Source organism: Rhodococcus sp. 15-2388-1-1a, assembly GCF_002259145.1.
Lineage (GTDB): Bacteria > Actinomycetota > Actinomycetes > Mycobacteriales > Mycobacteriaceae > Rhodococcoides.
The window spans coordinates 69,342-86,372 of the sequence record NZ_NPFP01000015.1 but is presented as its reverse complement, the minus strand read 5'-3'; the positions used below and the strand labels follow the sequence as shown (position 1 = coordinate 86,372).

Here is a 17,031-nt window from a genome sequence, read left to right as displayed (position 1 = left end):
GGTCAACCTACCGTGAGGTACGCCTGCGAAGTTCGTTGCGGACGGTGGGCCATTCGGATTCTATGATCGAGAACACGACGGTGTCGCGCAACGAACCGTCGGACATGCGTTGATGATTGCGCAGAATTCCGTCCTGCTTCGCACCCAGTTTCGCGATCGCCGTCCGCGACTGCAGGTTCATCCAGTGGGTACGAAATTCGACGGCGATGCATCCCAGTTCCTCGAATGCATGCGTCAACAGCAGCAGTTTGCTCGCGGGATTGGTGCCGGTTCCATGCGCGGAGCGGGCATTCCAGGTGTATCCGATTTCGACGCGACGGTTGGTGGCGTCGGCGTTGCAGAATGTCGTCGCTCCGATGATCTGCCCGGTGTCGTTGCGGCGCAGCGTGAACGGAAGCATGGTGCCTGCGTCGAGCAGTCCGAGTCGACGATCGATCTCGGCGGCCATCTCCTCGGGCTTCGGCACGCTGGTGTACCAGAGATTCCACAGCTCGCCGTCGCGGGCGGCGTCGCACAGACCTTCGAGATGATCGTGGCTCAGCGGCTCGAGGGTCACGAGATCGTCAGTGAGGGTCACCGGTTGTAGAAAGGACATTCGCCGACGATACGTCGGACCTGCCCGTCCGGGAAAGCACGACGATCAGCGCTGCGGTGACGGCCACGGCGACCACCACCAGGGCGATGACTTCGGTGAAGGCGTGGGCGTAGGCGTCGGCGAACCCCGGTTGCCCGGCCGCCGCTGCCTCGGCGTCGGCCTCGCCGGGCACACGTCCGCGGACGAGGATCGTCAGCAGCCAGGCGTAGCCGGCGACCATCACGGCCTCGCTACCGATGCGGAAGAGATTGAGTACTCCTGCTGCGGTGCCGCTGCTGTGCGGCGGAACTGCAGCGAGTGCTTCGCCGTCGACCAGCCCGATCGGGAGCCCGAATCCGAGCCCCAACAGAATCATCGGGACCACGACGGCGGCGAGCGAGACACCTGGTTGCAGGGCCAGCATGCCGAGATTCCCGAGAACCAGGAAGCCGAGACTCGTGCCGATCACACGGTTCGGGGTGACGGCTTGGAAGGCGGTGATCGCTCTGGCGACCGTCAACGGAGCGATCAGTACCGGAATCGTCATCGCCAGCATGAACAGTCCGGCCCGTCCCGGCGTCAGAGACGCGACGGCGCTGAGCGCAGCAGGCAGATAGGTGAGCAGGGTGACGAATCCGATGGCTCCGGCGACCGGGACCAGGCACAGCGCGAGGAAACGACGGTTGCGCAGTAGGCCGAAGTCCAGCAGTGTCGATGGTGTGGTGGGGGTGCGTAGTGCCGGCAGGGCCAGGGTGCCGACGGCCGCGACGACAAGGACGAGAGCCTGAGCGGCGAACACTTCACGCCAATCGAGCACGGCGATCAGCAGTCCGGAGATGGTCGGCCCGAGTGCCAAACCCAGTCCGTTCACGGTGCCGAACAGGGCGAACGCCGTCGCTCGTTCGGTCCCCTCGAAATGCAGCGAAAGAATGGACGTCGAGCCCACCAGTACTGCTGCGGCACCGATGCCGGCGAGGACTCTCGCGGCGTCGAGCAGGAGCAAGGAGGGTGCCAGTGCACTGGCCAGGCTGGCGACAGCCGTGAGCACGACGCCGATGCGGAACGACGTCCGGTGGCCGATGCGATCCGAGACCGCACCCCAGACGACGGTGAACAACGCGAAGGCAACGTTGAAGCCGTTGACGACCCATTGCAGCGGTGTCGGATCGGAGCCGAGATCTGCGGCGATCACCGGGAGCGCGATGGCGGTGCCCGAGATGGACATCGGTACGACGAACTGTGCTGCGAGTACGACCGGCAGAACTGCTCTCATGGATCCCCCTTGGCTTAGGTACGATGGTTTTCGTACTAGACCAGGTTTGAAGGTACGGCGCAAGTCGTACCTTGTTGTGGGGAGGAGCTCATGGCAGACGAGAACGGGCATCCGGAGCCCGAGGAAATGCAACTCGGCGCGGTGATGTCTGCACTGGCGGATCCACTGCGGCGCAAAGTGGTCACCGAACTCGTCGGCGACGACGACGGTGCCGAGCGAACCTGCATGTCGTTCGAGCTCGGCGTCACCAAATCGACTCTGACGCATCACTTTCGAGTGCTACGGGAAGCCGGACTGGTGTTTCAGGTCGATCGCGGAAACAGCCGCAAAGTGACGCTGCGACGCCAGGAGCTGAACGATCGATTTCCCGGCTTGCTGGATCTGATCGCCAACGAAATCCACTAGCTCTCCGCACGCGATGCGCCTTACGGTGGGCACCATGCACATCGCCATGATCGGCACGACGGCCCCGAGTCATATCTATCCATCGCTGGCCGTGATAGCCGAGCTGGTCCGGCGCGGGCATCGCGTCACCTATGCCGTCGGTGATTCTCTGCGACACGTGGTCGAACCCGCAGGAGTCGAAGTGGTGCCGTTCACCTCGATACTTCCCGACGGAGAGGCGTCGTGGCCGGACGATCCGGCGGCGGCGATGCAGGTCTTCCTCGACGAGGCAATTGCGTCGTTACCCGTGCTCACGGCGTTCTACGACGACGATCAGCCGGATCTGTTCCTGTACGACATCGGCGGAATGACGGCACCCGTCCTCGGTGTGCGATACGGCGTTCCTGCGGTGCAACTGTCGCCGACGTACGTGGCGTGGGATGGATACGCCGAGGATCTCGGTGATGGGATGACCTCCATCCGAGAGTCGCCGACCGGCGTTGCGTATCGCGAAACCTATGCAGCCTGGTTGCGAGAGAACGACATCGACGCCGATCCGTGGGAGTGGATCACCTACCCGCAACACTGTCTGTCGCTGATCCCGAAAGTGATGCAGCCCCATGCGGATCGGGTACCGGATTCGGTGCAGTTCGTCGGGCCGTGCCTCGATCCGGTACGCCTGCAGGACCGAAGCTGGACGGCACCCGACGCGCCTGTCCTGTACATCTCCCTCGGCACCGGATTCAACGAGCGACCGGAGTTCTACCGCCTGTGCATCGAGACGTTCGCGAACACAGACTGGCACGTGGTGATCTCCATCGGCCGACGCGTCGACCCGGCTGCACTAGGTCAGCTACCTGCCAATGTGGAACTGCACGAGCATGTTCCACAACTGGTAGTGCTCGATGCTGCCACGGTGTTCATCACCCACGCCGGTATGGGTGGCTGCACCGAGGCACTGTGGTTCGGTGTGCCGACCGTCGCGGTCCCGCAGGCCGTCGATCAATTCGGCAACGCCGCGATGCTCGCCGAACTCGGGGTAGGAGTGCACCTGGACTTCGAGAAGGTCACGGCTGCGGTCCTGGCCGACGCCGTTGCCGAAGCTCGCGAATTCGCACCGCGCGCAACCGGGATCAGTGCAGAGGTGCGGGCGCACGGTGGCGTCGACCAGGCAGCGGATGCGGTAGTCGCGTTTCTTGCGTGATTCAGTTGGCGGCGCTACCGCTGTCCAGTATGGATCCGAGATCGGGGGCCGGCGTACTCGGCTCGACGGTGACGACAGTGGAGGACTGCTCCACCTTGTATGAAGTCCAGGGAAGCCCGTTCAGAAATTCGTCGAGTCCGGGGTAATCCGAGATCCATGCGGTGGTGGTGTCCCCGTCGACGGAAGTGCACGACGCCAGCGCGACATAGGAGCCGGCCGGAACGTCGGTAATCGTCTGGACCGTCGAACCCGGCTGGGTGTCTCCGTTGGTGTACAGGGACTGCCCGTTGCCGATCACCTCGAGGACCGGAGGAAGAACGCCGTTCGGCGCAGGTGCGAGCGATGTTCCACAGCCGATAACCGTGCCCGAGGAATTGGTGATCGTATTGGTCACGCTGGTTCCGTCGACCGCGAACGAGAATGTGATGTCCCCGGGTTCGGCCGCGAGGGCCGACGCGGGTGCAACGAGGGCGAGGGTGGTGCAAGCCGAGGCAATGGTCAAGGTGCGCAATGTCGTTCGCATGAAGGTTCCTCGTCGTCGAGTGGCATCGTTCGCATCAGAGTCTGCCTCAAAATAGACCGTTTGGCACTTTTCGGGCGCGGCGCAGCAAAGCCATCGTGAAACCCGCGAATCTTCTGTTCGAGACCGACTCGCACTCCTACATCGCGGTTTGCGGCACCGATCGGTACCCGTGAGGTCCGGGTATCGCCGCAGTCCGAGTCGAGCATGCACGAATCCGGTGCAGCCAGCCGCGCTGAGCGCGGTCCAGTGCACCCGATTCAGTCCTCCAGAACGCTGACGCTCACGCCGTAGGGCAGGAAGCGGACGCGTCGACGCGGGTCGGTGTTGTCCTTGTGTGCACGGAGAGCATCGAGTTCGGTGGCGTAGAGCTGGTCGATCTGGGGTGATCCGGCGTCGTCGACGCTGTAGATCGCCCAGACTCCGTCACCCTTCTGACCTGTGGTTTCGGGCTCAGGCGGAGCTTTGGGTGCCCCGGCGTTGGATGCGAACAGTGAGCCGACCACCTCACGTAGTCCCTCGGTTGCCTCACGAGCGAACTTGTCGAAGTCGTCGGATCCGAATCCGAAGGGTCCTTGGTTGGCCATGACGGTACCTCCTCAGGTGAAACTCCAGTATGCGCGTTTTCTCCGAACAGCCGCCGCGCATACCGTCGAGGTGCTGCGAGCCGCGCTACTGCTGTAGTCGGGCACCGATGGTGTTGTGCAGCGCTCGCAAGGAGTTCTGGCCCAGCGAGACCGTCTGCGATTCGATGTAGCGCAACAGGTGTGAATCGTTGAGCACCTTTTCGCTGGACTGGATCAGCACTGTGCCGGCACCGGTGAAGTCGAACTGCCGCTCCTCGCCGCTGTTGGCTCCGAGAAATCCGCGGGCCGCACCGAGGAAGTTCTGCATCCAGTCGGCGTCGAAGTGATGCGACGGTGACGGGCAATCTGCCCATCCCACAAGGGCTTCCGGGTCGATGCGCAGCGGTGGCTCGGCGAACATGACGGGGCCGTTGGACGAGGCCAGGAACTTGCCCGTACCGAGCAGAGTCAGGAATCCCGGGACGATGGACTGCTTGAGATCCAGAGTCGGCTCGAACGCGAGCAGGTTCGCGGCCCGGATGGTGAGGTTGCCGTCGTCGAGGTCGTAGCTGTTGATGTTGAACCCGCGATCGCCGAGGATCAGCTTGCCCTGGCCCTGCGCGAGTACCCAGTCGTTCGAGTACAGCGGCGACGAGAACCGTGCCGCGACGATGGCGGGCATCGACGTCTGCCCGAGCGGTTCGAAGCGGACATTGCCGTAGTACGCGATCATCGCGCCCTTCGACGTGAACCACGGCTGGCCGGCGAGTTCGACGCAGAACGCGTAGTCGTTGCCGGGGACGTTGTCGTTGACCGGCAGCGTGTACGGGGTGTGAATGTCCAGACCCATGGGGTGTCCCTCCTAGAACTTCTGCTCGGACGCCTGCACCCACACGGTGCCCATGCCGGTCATCTTCAACTGGATCGCCTCGCCGCTGCCCTTGCCGACGGCGTCGCGCCATCCGACGTTCGCGGAGATGTCGACGTTGATGTTGCCGATGTGGCAGACGTACGCCTGCGGATCCACCACGACCTGGGGGTGATCGGGCCCGACCTGCAGCGGAGTCGCGCCGCCGTGCGAGAGAACCGCAACGCTGCCCTGGCCGGTGAGCTGCGTCGTGAACAGGCCCTGCCCGGTCATCGCGCCGCGCACTGCTCCCCGGACGCCGCCCTGCGAGGTCAGGGCAACGATGGAACTCTGGAGGTAGCCGTCGTGCACCAGGAGTCGATCGGCTTCGACGGTGAGCATCGACGAACCGTCGAGGTGGATCACCTCGATGTACAACCCGGCATGACCGTAGAAGACCTCGCCCTGCCCCTCGGCTGCCATCATCGCCACGTGCTCGCCTGCCATCATCCGCCCGGCCATGCCTGCAACGCCGCCCATGCCCGGCATGGCACCGGCCGAGCCGCCCATCGAATGCGGAACGAACCGGACGTCGCCGGTGTAGTAGAGCATCGCTCCACGACGCGCGAGCACGTTCTGATTCGGTGCCAGAACGGATTTCACGACTTTGCTGTTGACGAGTTCGAGCGGCACGTCAGCGCTCCTCTGGTTGGATGTAGACGACGCCCTGGCCGTCGAAGCGGAGGGAGAACGCCTCGCCGCTACCGCCGCCGATGGCGGAACGCCACGTGACGTCGGTGACGAAGCTCTGATTCAACTGGCCGCGATGGGCGACGAAGGCGTCGGGATCGACGACGAGTGGGTACTGCGGATCGACGGCGAGGGCGATGATCGGCCCACCCTTGGACAGCAATGCCACCGTGCCGGATCCGCTGACGACGGTGGTGAACAGTCCCTGGCCGGAACTCGCGCCGCGTAGACCGGAGAATTTGATGTCCGTCTTCAATTGCCCTGTGAGAGCGAGTAATTGGGACGACTCGACGTGAAGGTTGTCGCCCTGGACCTCGACGAGAGTGATGTCTTGAGCGTCGACGGCGAAGTACACAGTGCCCTTGCCGGACACGTCCATCAGAGACAGCGACTCGCCGGTCACCTTCTGTTTGAGTGCGGCGCGAAGTCCGCCGCCACCACCCATGCCGGCACTCTTGAAGGCGACATCACCCTCGTAGGCCACCATCGAGCCCGACATTGCGCGCAGGGAGTCGCCGGTCAGGTCGGCGACCAAGACGCGGTGCCCGTTCATCCTCAGCTGAGCCACGGGGGAACTATGCCACTGCACGCGCCCCCGCGGCTACTGCTGGAGAAAATATCTAGACGAGCTGCTTCAGGGCTTTACCTGCCAGTTCGACGGCTCCCGGCTGGTGTCCGTTGGTGATCAGGTTGATGATGATGCCGTCGACGCCCTGATCGAGGACGCGCTTCTGCACCTGCTCGGCAACGTCGTCGGGGGTTCCGCAGAAGTGGCGATCGGTGGCCTTCGCCGCGTCCTCCTCCGACAGGTTCGTCAGATCGAGGCCCTGCTTCAGTACGAACTCGCGCTGCAACTCCTTGGCCTTGTCGCCGTCCTCGTCGACGATGACGAAGGCGAGGAAGCTCGTTTCGAGGTCCTTGGGGTCGCGGTCGACCTCCTCGCATCGGGCCTGCACGGCAGCCATTTTCCGCGGCAGTTCGTTTGCGTCGCAGATGATGTTGAGATGGTCGGCGAACTGGGCAGCCAAGCCGAAGGTCTTCTTCTCGCCGCCACCGCCGAGCATGATCGGCAGATCGTCGCGGATGCGCGGCTCGTTCATCGCGTTCTCGACCTGGTACCAGAGGCCGTCGAACGTCGGACGCTGGCCGCGCAGCATGGGTTCGATGATCTGCAGTGCCTCGTCGAGCCGCTCGAAACGGTCGGTGAAGGTACCGAACTCGAGTCCGAAGCTCTGGTGCTCGAGTTCGTACCAGCCGGCACCGATGCCGAGGATCGCGCGACCGCCGCTCACGACGTCGAGCGTGGTGACAGTCTTGGCCAGGATCGCCGGATTGCGGTAGGTGTTGCCGGTGACCAGGGCAGAGAGCTGAATGGTGTCGGTGGCCGTCGCAAGGGCGGACAGCGCGGAGTAGGCCTCGAGCATCGGCTCGTCGGGCTTGCCGATTCCGGGAAGTTGGTAGAAGTGATCCATCACGAATGCGGTGTCGAACCCGGCCGCTTCGGCCTCGCGCGCCTGCGCGATGACCTGGGGAAAGAGCTCTGCGACCGAACCGTCGTAGCTGAAGTTGGGCATCTGGTAACCGAGGCGAATAGTCACGAGATCCACGCTACTCGGATATCCGCCCGCGGCACGTGCGAGAGCGCGATAATTCGACGATGACAATTCTGGAGCTGACCAGGCAACCGTTCTCGGGGTTCGCCGTCGACGACCTGCAGGCGGCGCGCGCGTTCTACGCCGAGACGCTCGGACTGACGGTCACCGAGAACGAGATGGGCATGCTCGAGCTGCACCTCGGGACCGGGGCGATCGTGCTGATCTATCCGCGTCCCGGGCACGTGCCCGCGCAATACACCATCCTGAACTTCCCGGTGACCGATATCGAGAGCGCAGTCGACGCACTGACTGCGAAAGGGGTTGTGTTCGCACAGTATCCGGAGATGGGCACCGACGAGAAGGGGATCTTTCGACACGGTGGACCGCTGATCGCCTGGTTCACGGACCCGGCGGGCAATGTGATGTCGGTGCTGCAGGATTGACGACCCCTATGCAGTCGGTGTTCCGGCGGCGAGTGTGACTGTGCCGGAGCTGGTTACACCGGCGTCATCGACCCATTCGACGACGGCGGATTCGCCCGGGCGACGTCCGAGCAGCGCCTCCGCCAGGTCCGATGAGGATCCGATCTCGGTGCCGTCGAACGTCACGATCACGTCCCCCGCAGACAATCCCAGCACCTCCGCCGGGGAATCGAACGTCACCGTCACGACGGCCGCCCCGATCGCCGGCTTGTTCTCGAAGACCGACACATCGCGCACCGAGACTCCGAAATACGGTGTGGGGCCGACATGTACGGTGCCACCCGACCGGCCGGCGAGCACCTGATCGAGGACCGAGACCGCCTCGGCGATGGGAACGGCATACGCCTCGGGCGCCTGTGGGGGTGAGAACTCGGTGCCGTTGCGTGCCTCGTCGGACAGCCCCGCGGTGTTCACGCCCACCACACGACCCCAGGCGTCGAAGAGAGGTCCGCCCGAATCCCCCGCTCGCACATCGGCATCGACGCGAATCATTCGTTCCAACGTATTTCCCGATCCGTCCACCGAACTGCGCGTACGCACCTGCTGATCGAGGGCGGTCACCGCACCGGGAGCAGGAACCAATACCCCCGCCCCCGAGGCATTCCCGACGGCGGTCACCGCATCACCCACCTCGGGAAGTGGGTCCGGGGCCAGCTCGACCACCGGCAGGTCGGCCGCGGTGATCAACTGCACGACCGCCACGTCACGAGATTTGTCGTAACCCAACACGGTGGCGTCGTAGATCAGTCCGTTCCCCATGTGTACTGCGCTGATCTCGGTGGCGTTCTCGACGACGTGGAAGTTGGTGAGCACGATTCCGTCGGGCGCGACGACGAAGCCGGTGCCCGCGACCCCCGAGAATCCTGCGGACGCCGAGAGGGTGACGACGGTGGGGTCGACGCGAGTCGACAGCTCGTCGAGTGTCAGCGGTGGCGGTTCGACGACGGGTGCGACGGGTGCCGGGGTCGCGACGAAATCTGCGGTTCCGGGATCGAGCGGTGGCGTCGCGAAGAGCCACACGCCGGCAGCGACCAGCGTCAACACCACCGCTCGTCCACCCGACCGCATAGAGACCGATTATGGTCCGGTGGCGATGGTGGTGCCAGCTAGTTGGCGATCACGGCCTGGCGGTACCTCTCCGTGCGTCCGTCTACAGTCTGTCCATGCCCGCGTCGCATCGACCCCGAGTCCTGATCGGCATCTCCGGTTGGACGTACGCGCCGTGGCGAGGTGATTTCTATCCGGCGGGCTTGGCCCACCGCAAGGAGCTCGGGTACGCGTCGGAACATCTGACGTCGATCGAGATCAACGGCACCTTCTACGCGATGCAGAAGCCGTCGAGCTTCACCAAGTGGCACGACGAGACGCCGGACGACTTCGTGTTCTCCATCAAAGGCGGTCGCTACGTCACCCACATCAAGCGGCTCGTCGGTGTCGAGGCAGCCCTCGCGAACTTCTTCGCCACCGGGGTCTTGACGCTGGGCGACAAGCTCGGACCGTTCCTGTGGCAGTTGCCTCCGAACCTCGAATTCGACGCGCAGAAGATGTCGGACTTCTTCGCCGTGTTGCCCCGAACAGTCTCCGCTGCAGTCGCTCTGGCGCAGTCTCGCGACGACAAGCTGACCGAGGATCGGGTGTTGTTGCCGCCTCCGTCGTCTCGTGTCCTGCGGCACTGCGTGGAGGCCCGGCATCAGAGCTTCGCGACCGACGAGGCCGTGCACTTGTTGCGAGAGAACGACATTGCGTTCGTGGTTGCCGACACCGCCGGCAAGTATCCGTACGTCGACACTCCGACAGCCGATTTCATGTATGCCCGCCTGCACGGTGACGAGGAGCTGTATGCCAGCGGCTACACGGATGCGGCGCTCGATCGGTGGGCGGCGAAGATCTCGGACTGGACGGCCACGGGCCGAGACGTCCACGTGTACTTCGACAACGACGTCAAAGGATATGCACCTTTCGACGCCATGAAACTGATCGAGCGAATCGGTAGGTGAGTATTCGGCTCTCTAGCCCACCTGGTAGATGTACGTATAGTTCAATGTTCTCGCCCCGGCGCAGGTAGCGCCTCTGCCACACGGGACAGGCCCTTTGCGGAGGCAAGAATCGTGGACACCTTCTCTCTCAGGGCATCGCCCTCGAATGTCTCCGCTCGGCCGCCCACGCTGATCGATGCAACGACCGCGCCGCCTCGCCCGAGGATCGGTGCTCCGACCGCCGCGACGCCGGTGAGGTAGTCCGAGTTGCTCAATGCGTACCCCTGCGCTCGGATCTGTTCGAGACGTGTCAGCAACTCGTCCGGCGCGGTCGGCGTTCGATCCGTGAACGCAGGTAGGTCTTCGGTGAGCCATCGGTCGCGAATCCGAGCGGAGAACGCCAGCATGGCCATCGGGCCTGCGGTGGCGTGATACGGGAGAACCGAACCGATCGAAATGCCAGCGACCACAAGAGGATTGCTTCCTTCATGGCGATCGATGCAGACGGCGCCCTCGTCCGCAGGTACCATGAGATACGCAGTGTCACCGAACTTTTCGGCTATCTCCGACAGGTACGGTTGCGCGGCACCGCGGATGTCGAGTTGCGTCAGTGCCGACGATCCGATCTCGAAAACGGGCATGGCAATTCGGTACGAGCCCTCGGGCGTTCGGTCCACCCAGCCGGCGTGGATCATCGTGGTCATCAACCGGTGCACGGTGGTCTTGTTCATTCGACTTGCTGTCGTCAAGTCGTTCAGTGTCCATACCGGATGCAAGGTGTCGAAGTGCTCGAGCAGCCTGCACGCCTTGACCACCGCTCCGACGATGTCGCGGCCGGCGTTGGCGTCGGACTCGATGGGCGATGCCACGTGTGCTCCTTCGATCGGACTGGGAAGTGCTGCCGCCATCCTACGAACCCCCCTTGACTTGTGATCGCCACCACTCTAGTTTCGGAATGCGTTCCGCAATACGAAATGGATGGTGTGTATGACTGCGACACTCAGAGAACTGACCGAACAGGGACTCGTGTACGCCCCCGGCGTGTGGGACGGGCTGACCGCCAAGCTCGCCGAGCAGGCCGGATTCTCGGCCCTGTGCGCCTCCGGATTCGCAGTGTCGGCTGCCCTCGGACTCCCCGACGCCGAGCTGTACACGATGACCGAGAACCTTCAGGCGGTACGCACCATCGGCGAAGCGTCTTCCCTCCCCCTCGTGGCGGACATCGATACCGGCTACGGCAACGCCGTCAACGCGGCGCGGACAGCAGCCCGGTTCGCCGCCGCAGGTGTTCAGGGCGTCTTCATGGAAGACCAGCTCTCGCCCAAGAAGTGCCCCATCTGCGTGGGCGAGCCGGTGGACCTCATCAGCATCGAGGAAGCGTCGGGCAAGGTGCGCGCGGTACGGGATTCGCTTCCGGACCACGTCCTGATGATCGCCCGCACCGATGCGCGTGGCGACGACGCGATCCGACGCGCCACCGCATACGTCGACGCCGGTGCCGACATGATCATGCCGGTCACGAAGACTTTCGAGACCGCCGACGAGTGGGCTCGCTGTCACGACGCCGTAGGCGTCCCGCTGATGGCGACGTTGACCGCGTCGACCTGGACCGAGCGCGAGTTCACCCCGGACGTGTTGCAGCAGATCGGCGTTCGACTCGCTCTCCTGCCCACACAGGTGCTGATGGCCGCCACCGGAGCCGCTCGTGAGGCTCTGCGCCGACTCGCCGGCGGCGAAGCGCCGGCCGACGTGAGCGCCGACGCGTTGCAGCACCACGAGTTCGTCGATCTGATCGGCTTTCCGGAAGTGGAAGCAGCGCAACGCAAGTACCTTCCCGCCGACGCGAAGGTGTGATCGGCATGAGCTCCGACGCACTGACGATGGTCGAGAAGATCCTCGGCCGAACCTGTGATGCCGATGTGGTGCATGCCGGAGAGAATCACGCCGTCAGGCCCGCTCGCATGATCGCGTACGACTTCCCCGGCTACACCGACGTGATGTTCCGGCAGATGCGCGAGGACTTCGGCATCACCGAACTCGTCGACCCCTCCCGGTACGTCGTCTTCATCGACCACATGCTCACCAAGAAGAATGCCAAAGAGCAAGAGGTGCATCAGGTCACGCGAGACTGGTGCGAGTTCTACGGCATCGAGCTGCACGAGGGGCGGGGCATCGGCCACCAGCTCACTGCCGAACTCGGGCTCGCGACGCCAGGAGACTTCCTTGTCCACTTCGACGGGCACATCAGTGGAATCGGTGCTTTCGGCGCACTGGGTTGGGGCATCCGCCGCGATCTGATCGAGGCCTGGGTGACGGGTCAGCTGTACGTCGACATCCCGGCCACCACGCGGTTCGACCTCGTGGGTGAGTTCGGCGCCGGCGTCGACAGTCGCGATCTCGTTCACACGATCATCGACCTGGTCGGTGCCGACGGATGCGCCCACCAGGTCATGGAGTTCGGTGGCCCCGGAGCGCGGTCGATGAAGATCGACCACCGCCAGGGGCTGTGCGGAATGGCGATGTTCACCGGAGCGGTCTCGGCGATCTTCGAGCCCGACGAGCTGTCGCTCGCCTACGCCCATGACGTCGCCCGGCGGACGTTCACCCCCGTGCTTCCCGATGGGGGTGCCACCTACGCGGCGCACCACACCATCGACCTGTCGACCATCGTGCCGCAGGTGGTGCAGCCCGGTTCGGCCCGTGCTGCCAACACGCACACCGCTGCCGATCTGGCCGGAATCCCGATCACGAAGGCGTTCATCGGCTCCTGCGCCAGCGGCCGCATCGAGGACCTACGCGCCGCGGCTCTGGTGCTCGACGGGCGAACCGTCGCTCCCGGCGTCGAGCTGAACGTCGTGCCGACCTCCCAGAAGGTGCACGATCAGGCCGAAAGCGAAGGGCTGCTGGACATCTTGCGATCGGCGGGCGCACACATCGCGGTGTCGAGCTGCGACTTCTGCTTCGGCTACCAGAAGCCCCTCGCGGCCGGCGAGAACTGCATTTCCACCGGGGTGCTCAACATCTCCGGGCGAATGGGTAGCTCCGACGCCAACATCTACATGGGTTCGCCCTTCACCGTCGCGGCCAGCGCCCTCGCCGGGACGATCGCGCAGGTGGGGTCATGAGCGCGTACCCGCCCCCGCCCGACGTCATCGACGGCGCGGTCGCGTGGATATTCGGTGACGACTTCGACATCGATCTCGTCGTGGGAGTGGCCAACATCAAGTCCTACGACCCCGACCACCTGCGGTCGGTCTGCATGACGGCGTACGACCCGGGCTTCGTCGATCGAGTCCGCCCCGGAGACATCATCGTCGGAGGACGCAACTTCGGTTATGGACATCCGCACTATCCGCCGATGGTGGCGCTTCGCAACTTGGGCATCAGAGCCGTTGTGGCGGAATCCTTCTCACCGGGATTCTGGCGTGGCGAGACCTTCAACGGTATGCCCTTGATCACCGTTCCCGGAATATCCGACGCGGTGGCCGTCGGTGACGATGTCAGACTCGACTGGCGGCGTGCGGAGGTGTCGAAGCAGGACGGCACCACGATCGCCGGCCGTCCACCGAACGCCCGAACCGTCGCTGTCATCGAAGCAGGCGGTTCGTACGAACTTCTTCTCTCCGAACACCGAAGCACGCAACCACTCACAGAAGGATCAGCGCGATGACGAACACCGAACACTCCCGCGTAGGAGTCGCTCCGCCCAAGGCGGACACCACGACTGCGCGTCGAGCTGCGATTGCCGGAGGTGTCGGTACGCTCATCGAGTACTACGACTTCGCGGTCTACGGCTTTCTCGCGGTGATCATCGCGCCGCTGTTCTTCCCATCCACCAGTCCCGGCGTGTCGATTCTCGCGACCTTGGCCGTATTCGGCGTCGCCTATGTCGCCCGTCCGCTCGGCGGAATTTTCTTCGGTCGGCTCGGGGACCGCAAGGGTCGTCGGCACGCTCTCGTCATCACCGTGGTGTGCATGGGTGTCGCGTGCGGAATTCTCGGCCTGCTGCCGACACACTCGAGTGTCGGGGTGCTGGCCCCCGTTCTGCTGGTCATCATCAGGCTCGCCCAGGGATTCTCTGCGGGCGGTGAGATCGGAGGTGCCGCAACGTACATCGCGGAGTCGGCACCGCCGAACCGTCGGGGATTCTTCGGGTCCTTCACGCCGGTGGGATCGACTCTCGGCTTTGCCGTCGCTGCGGCCGTCGTTGGGCTCGTGGCTCTGATCACGACCGACGAACAGATGTCGTCGTGGGGATGGCGCATCCCGTTCCTGCTGGCCCTGCCCCTGGCGTTCGTATGTCTCCGTGTGCGACTCAAGCTCGAGGACAGCCCGGAGTTCGAGGAAATGGCAGCCAAGAACGAGGTCGCCAAGAGCCCGTTGAGTGACGTGGTGAAGAAGCAACCGTGGTCGGTGCTCCGCGTCGTCGGCATCGCGATCGCCATGAACGGATCCGGATACATCGGACTGACCTACTTCAGCGTGTATCTGATCAACGACCTCGGCTTCTCGAAAGACTCGGTGTACTGGACGTCGGCCGTGGCAATTGCATTGGCCTGCGCCACATTCCCGCTGAGCGGGATGCTCACCGACAGGTTCGGCCGCAAACCCGTGCTGCTGTTCGGCTACGTGGCCTACGTGATCATCGCGCTGCCGGTGTTCATGATTCTCGGTGCGACGTCGAGCATTCTGATCGTCGGCGTCGTCTACTTCGTCTACATGGTGCTCAACGGTGTGGTGCAGGTCCCGGCTTTCCCGCTGTTCACCGAACTCTTTCCTCGGGCAGTTCGCTACACCGGAGTGTCGTTGGGCTTCAACATCGGAACGATCGCGGCCGGTGGAACGGCCCCCTACGTAGCGGCCCAGTTGGTCGAATCGACGGGCAATGCCATGTCACCGGCGTATTGGGTCATGGGCGTGTGCGTCATCGGTGTAGCGACGGTACTGACCATCAAGGAGACGGGACACAGCAAGCTTCCTGTGTAGCTCGAGCCGCGCTGCTGTCAGCAGAGATCCGAACCCGGCGTTCGGCAGAACAGACGGACTGCTCACCGGCACACTGGATGCATGAAGCTATTGGTCCTCGGCGGCAGCGACTTCGTGGGGCGAACTGCCGTCGAACATGCTCTCCAGCTGGAGTGGGATGTCGCGGTCCTGAACCGCGGCACAACCGCGTCGGATCCTCGTGTCACGCAACTTCGGGGCGACAGGCGCTCGTCCGACGGATTGGATGAGACCCGAGAAGGATACTGGGACATAGTCTTCGACACCTGGTCGTGGGAACCGGACGTGGTGGCGCAGTCGGCGACGATGCTCGACGGCCGAGTCGGCAGCTACGTCTACGTTTCGAGCCGATCGGTGTACGACGCGCCGCGAGCGGGAGCGGCCGAGACCTGGCCGACGGTGCAGGGACCTGGCGAGGACTACGCCCGATTCAAGCTCGGCGGTGAGCAGGCTGCCGCCGCAACATTCGGCGATCGAACGCTGCTGGTCCGCGCCGGGCTGATTCTCGGGCCGTACGAGAACATCGGCCGACTTTCGTGGTGGCTGAACAGAATTGAGCGCGCCGGTGAGGTGCTGGCACCCGGTCCGGTCGATCTGGCGCTGCAGTACATCGACGTCCGCGATCTTGTTGCGTGGAGCCTTGATGCTGCCGCGCGAGGGCTGGGCGGTGCGTACGACGTGGTGAGCCGGCCCGGTCACGCGACCATCGGCGAGCTGTTGCAGTGCTGCCTCGCCGCCACCCGGTCCGACGCTCGCCTGTGTTGGGTGGAGCCGGACGTCCTCAGCGCTGCGGGGGTGCAGCCGTGGACGGAGCTCCCGATCTGGATTCCGCCCGGCGCGGATCATGATTCGCTGCATGCATCCGACGTTTCGAAGGCATGTGCCGCAGGTCTTCGGACGCGTCCGATTCAGGAGACGGTCGCGGATACGTGGACGTGGTTGCAGTCCCTGGGCGGGCGGACGCCGATGAGGGGTGATCGGCCGCCCGTCGGACTCCCGGCAGAGCGTGAGGCGGCAATTCTGGCGGGCCGCGGGCTCACGTGAGTCTGCGAGGTGCGCGAAGGGAACAGACGCGCGCGGAATCGTCAGACGCGTTCGGAATTGCCAACGGATCGGTGTCGAATTCGCGCGCGTATGGCAAACGCGCGCGCGTCTGCGGGGAAGCCGGCCCCGCTACCCCGCTACCCCACTATTCGCAACTCTTGCCCGAAAGCTAGAGAGTGATAGACAACGCTACGGAGTGCAGAGCCGCCGCACCGCACCCTCGATGATCGACGCCCGACGCTGGTGTTCCGCGTCGTCGACGGGTCCGCAGTCGCTGCCGGGAGCCGTCATCCAGGACGAGGTGATGCCGAAGATCATGGTGAACAGGTCGTCGACGGTGAAGGCGTCGGATATCAGGCCGTCCTGCTGTGCAGCTGCCATAGCGCGTCGCCGTTCGGCGATCACTGTGTGGATGTCGTCGGCACCCGCGACCACCATGCCGCCTTGAAGCTGTGTCCACAGCAGCAGTCGGTGTTCCTCGGGATTGGCGGCGAGGTGCAGGTACTCGCGCGCGGCGTATCCGCCGAGATCGTCGACAGTGAACGGGACCGACTCCAGGAAGCGCGCGAATCCGTCTTCCACTACTGCCCGGAAGAGTGCTTCCTTGTCTCCGAAGTACGCGTACAGGCGTTCCTTGCTCGCCTTTGCCGAGACCGCGATGCGATCCACCCGTGCTCCGGCCAGTCCGTGCTCGGAGAACTCCGTGCGTGCGGCGACGACGATGCGGGCGCGGGTTGCGCTGGCGTCTGGCTTCATGTCGGCCACCCTACCGCCAACCAACTAGTTCGTTTGACACGGCCGATCGAGTGGCC

General features: G+C 64.3%; 20 protein-coding genes. 9 read left to right on the top strand and 11 right to left on the bottom strand.

Going from position 1 to position 17,031, the window contains the following annotated elements; translation table 11 throughout:
- Positions 1-7: 7 nt before the first annotated feature.
- Together CH302_RS09740 and CH302_RS09735 are read right to left on the bottom strand one after the other, a co-directional pair.
- Positions 8-595 (bottom strand): GNAT family N-acetyltransferase, encoded by a 588-nt coding sequence (locus CH302_RS09740; protein ID WP_037194914.1) that lies wholly within the window; start codon positions 593-595, stop codon positions 8-10.
- The gene (locus CH302_RS09735) at positions 564-1,847 is read right to left on the bottom strand and encodes an MFS transporter (RefSeq protein ID WP_037194913.1); all 1,284 of its coding nucleotides are present in this window, start codon (positions 1,845-1,847) and stop codon (positions 564-566) included. Before CH302_RS09735 ends, CH302_RS09740 begins: the two co-directional genes overlap by 32 nt.
- Positions 1,848-1,937: 90 nt before the next feature.
- On the opposite strand from CH302_RS09735, the gene CH302_RS09730 reads away from it, so the two are divergent.
- Both CH302_RS09730 and CH302_RS09725 read left to right on the top strand, forming a co-directional pair.
- Positions 1,938-2,252, top strand: a complete 315-nt coding sequence (locus CH302_RS09730) for an ArsR/SmtB family transcription factor (RefSeq protein WP_037194912.1) — start codon at positions 1,938-1,940, stop codon at positions 2,250-2,252.
- A gap of 34 nt (positions 2,253-2,286) precedes the next feature.
- The gene (locus CH302_RS09725) at positions 2,287-3,435 is read left to right on the top strand and encodes a macrolide family glycosyltransferase (protein ID WP_037195527.1); all 1,149 of its coding nucleotides are present in this window, start codon (positions 2,287-2,289) and stop codon (positions 3,433-3,435) included.
- A gap of 1 nt (position 3,436) precedes the next feature.
- On the opposite strand, the gene CH302_RS09720 is transcribed toward CH302_RS09725, so the two are convergent.
- The 6 genes from CH302_RS09720 to CH302_RS09695 all read right to left on the bottom strand — a co-directional run bounded on the left by CH302_RS09720 (position 3,437) and on the right by CH302_RS09695 (position 7,716).
- Positions 3,437-3,958 carry a hypothetical protein gene (locus CH302_RS09720; RefSeq protein WP_037194911.1) on the bottom strand — a complete coding sequence of 174 codons (522 nt, stop codon included), beginning with the start codon at positions 3,956-3,958 and terminating at the stop codon, positions 3,437-3,439.
- Between the two features lie 257 nt (positions 3,959-4,215).
- Complete coding sequence (locus CH302_RS09715; RefSeq protein ID WP_037194906.1) at positions 4,216-4,542, bottom strand: hypothetical protein; 327 nt, start codon at positions 4,540-4,542, stop codon at positions 4,216-4,218.
- An 85-nt stretch (positions 4,543-4,627) separates the two neighbouring features.
- Positions 4,628-5,371, bottom strand: a complete 744-nt coding sequence (locus tag CH302_RS09710; protein ID WP_037194905.1) for an AIM24 family protein — start codon at positions 5,369-5,371, stop codon at positions 4,628-4,630.
- Between the two features lie 12 nt (positions 5,372-5,383).
- Positions 5,384-6,061, bottom strand: coding sequence for an AIM24 family protein (locus CH302_RS09705; RefSeq protein WP_037194904.1), 678 nt, complete (start codon positions 6,059-6,061; stop codon positions 5,384-5,386).
- Position 6,062: 1 nt separating this feature from the next.
- Positions 6,063-6,671, bottom strand: a complete 609-nt coding sequence (locus tag CH302_RS09700) for an AIM24 family protein (RefSeq protein WP_037194903.1) — start codon at positions 6,669-6,671, stop codon at positions 6,063-6,065.
- A 67-nt stretch (positions 6,672-6,738) separates the two neighbouring features.
- Positions 6,739-7,716 carry an LLM class F420-dependent oxidoreductase gene (locus CH302_RS09695; RefSeq protein WP_037195525.1) on the bottom strand — a complete coding sequence of 326 codons (978 nt, stop codon included), beginning with the start codon at positions 7,714-7,716 and terminating at the stop codon, positions 6,739-6,741.
- Positions 7,717-7,775: 59 nt separating this feature from the next.
- Here CH302_RS09695 and CH302_RS09690 point away from each other — a divergent pair, with 59 nt between their 5' ends.
- The gene (locus CH302_RS09690; RefSeq protein WP_037194902.1) at positions 7,776-8,156 is read left to right on the top strand and encodes a VOC family protein; all 381 of its coding nucleotides are present in this window, start codon (positions 7,776-7,778) and stop codon (positions 8,154-8,156) included.
- A 6-nt stretch (positions 8,157-8,162) separates the two neighbouring features.
- Here the strand turns inward: CH302_RS09690 and CH302_RS09685 are convergent, their stop codons facing one another.
- Positions 8,163-9,263 carry a S1C family serine protease gene (locus CH302_RS09685; protein WP_037194901.1) on the bottom strand — a complete coding sequence of 367 codons (1,101 nt, stop codon included), beginning with the start codon at positions 9,261-9,263 and terminating at the stop codon, positions 8,163-8,165.
- Positions 9,264-9,358: 95 nt separating this feature from the next.
- Between CH302_RS09685 and CH302_RS09680 the strand changes: the two genes are divergently transcribed.
- Entirely contained in the window at positions 9,359-10,192 is an 834-nt protein-coding gene (locus CH302_RS09680; RefSeq protein ID WP_037195523.1) for a DUF72 domain-containing protein, read from the top strand.
- A gap of 41 nt (positions 10,193-10,233) precedes the next feature.
- Here the strand turns inward: CH302_RS09680 and CH302_RS09675 are convergent, their stop codons facing one another.
- The gene (locus CH302_RS09675; RefSeq protein ID WP_037195521.1) at positions 10,234-11,040 is read right to left on the bottom strand and encodes an IclR family transcriptional regulator; all 807 of its coding nucleotides are present in this window, start codon (positions 11,038-11,040) and stop codon (positions 10,234-10,236) included.
- A 109-nt stretch (positions 11,041-11,149) separates the two neighbouring features.
- On the opposite strand from CH302_RS09675, the gene CH302_RS09670 reads away from it, so the two are divergent.
- The 5 genes from CH302_RS09670 (at position 11,150) to CH302_RS09650 (ending at position 16,219) form a co-directional block, all read left to right on the top strand.
- Positions 11,150-12,025: an isocitrate lyase/PEP mutase family protein gene (locus CH302_RS09670; protein WP_037194900.1), complete on the top strand. Its 876-nt coding sequence runs from the start codon at positions 11,150-11,152 to the stop codon at positions 12,023-12,025.
- 5 nt (positions 12,026-12,030) lie between these two features.
- Positions 12,031-13,296 carry a 3-isopropylmalate dehydratase large subunit gene (locus CH302_RS09665; RefSeq protein WP_371828458.1) on the top strand — a complete coding sequence of 422 codons (1,266 nt, stop codon included), beginning with the start codon at positions 12,031-12,033 and terminating at the stop codon, positions 13,294-13,296.
- The gene (locus CH302_RS09660; RefSeq protein WP_037194899.1) at positions 13,293-13,841 is read left to right on the top strand and encodes a 3-isopropylmalate dehydratase; all 549 of its coding nucleotides are present in this window, start codon (positions 13,293-13,295) and stop codon (positions 13,839-13,841) included. The genes CH302_RS09665 and CH302_RS09660 overlap by 4 nt, the downstream gene beginning before the upstream one ends.
- Positions 13,838-15,157, top strand: coding sequence for an MFS transporter (locus CH302_RS09655; protein WP_037194898.1), 1,320 nt, complete (start codon positions 13,838-13,840; stop codon positions 15,155-15,157). The genes CH302_RS09660 and CH302_RS09655 overlap by 4 nt, the downstream gene beginning before the upstream one ends.
- Positions 15,158-15,238: 81 nt before the next feature.
- Positions 15,239-16,219 carry an NAD-dependent epimerase/dehydratase family protein gene (locus tag CH302_RS09650; protein ID WP_037194897.1) on the top strand — a complete coding sequence of 327 codons (981 nt, stop codon included), beginning with the start codon at positions 15,239-15,241 and terminating at the stop codon, positions 16,217-16,219.
- A 189-nt stretch (positions 16,220-16,408) separates the two neighbouring features.
- Here the strand turns inward: CH302_RS09650 and CH302_RS09645 are convergent, their stop codons facing one another.
- A complete protein-coding gene (locus CH302_RS09645) occupies positions 16,409-16,975 on the bottom strand; it encodes a TetR/AcrR family transcriptional regulator (RefSeq protein ID WP_037195517.1) in 567 nt (188 codons plus the stop codon).
- Between the last annotated feature and the right edge of the window lie 56 nt (positions 16,976-17,031).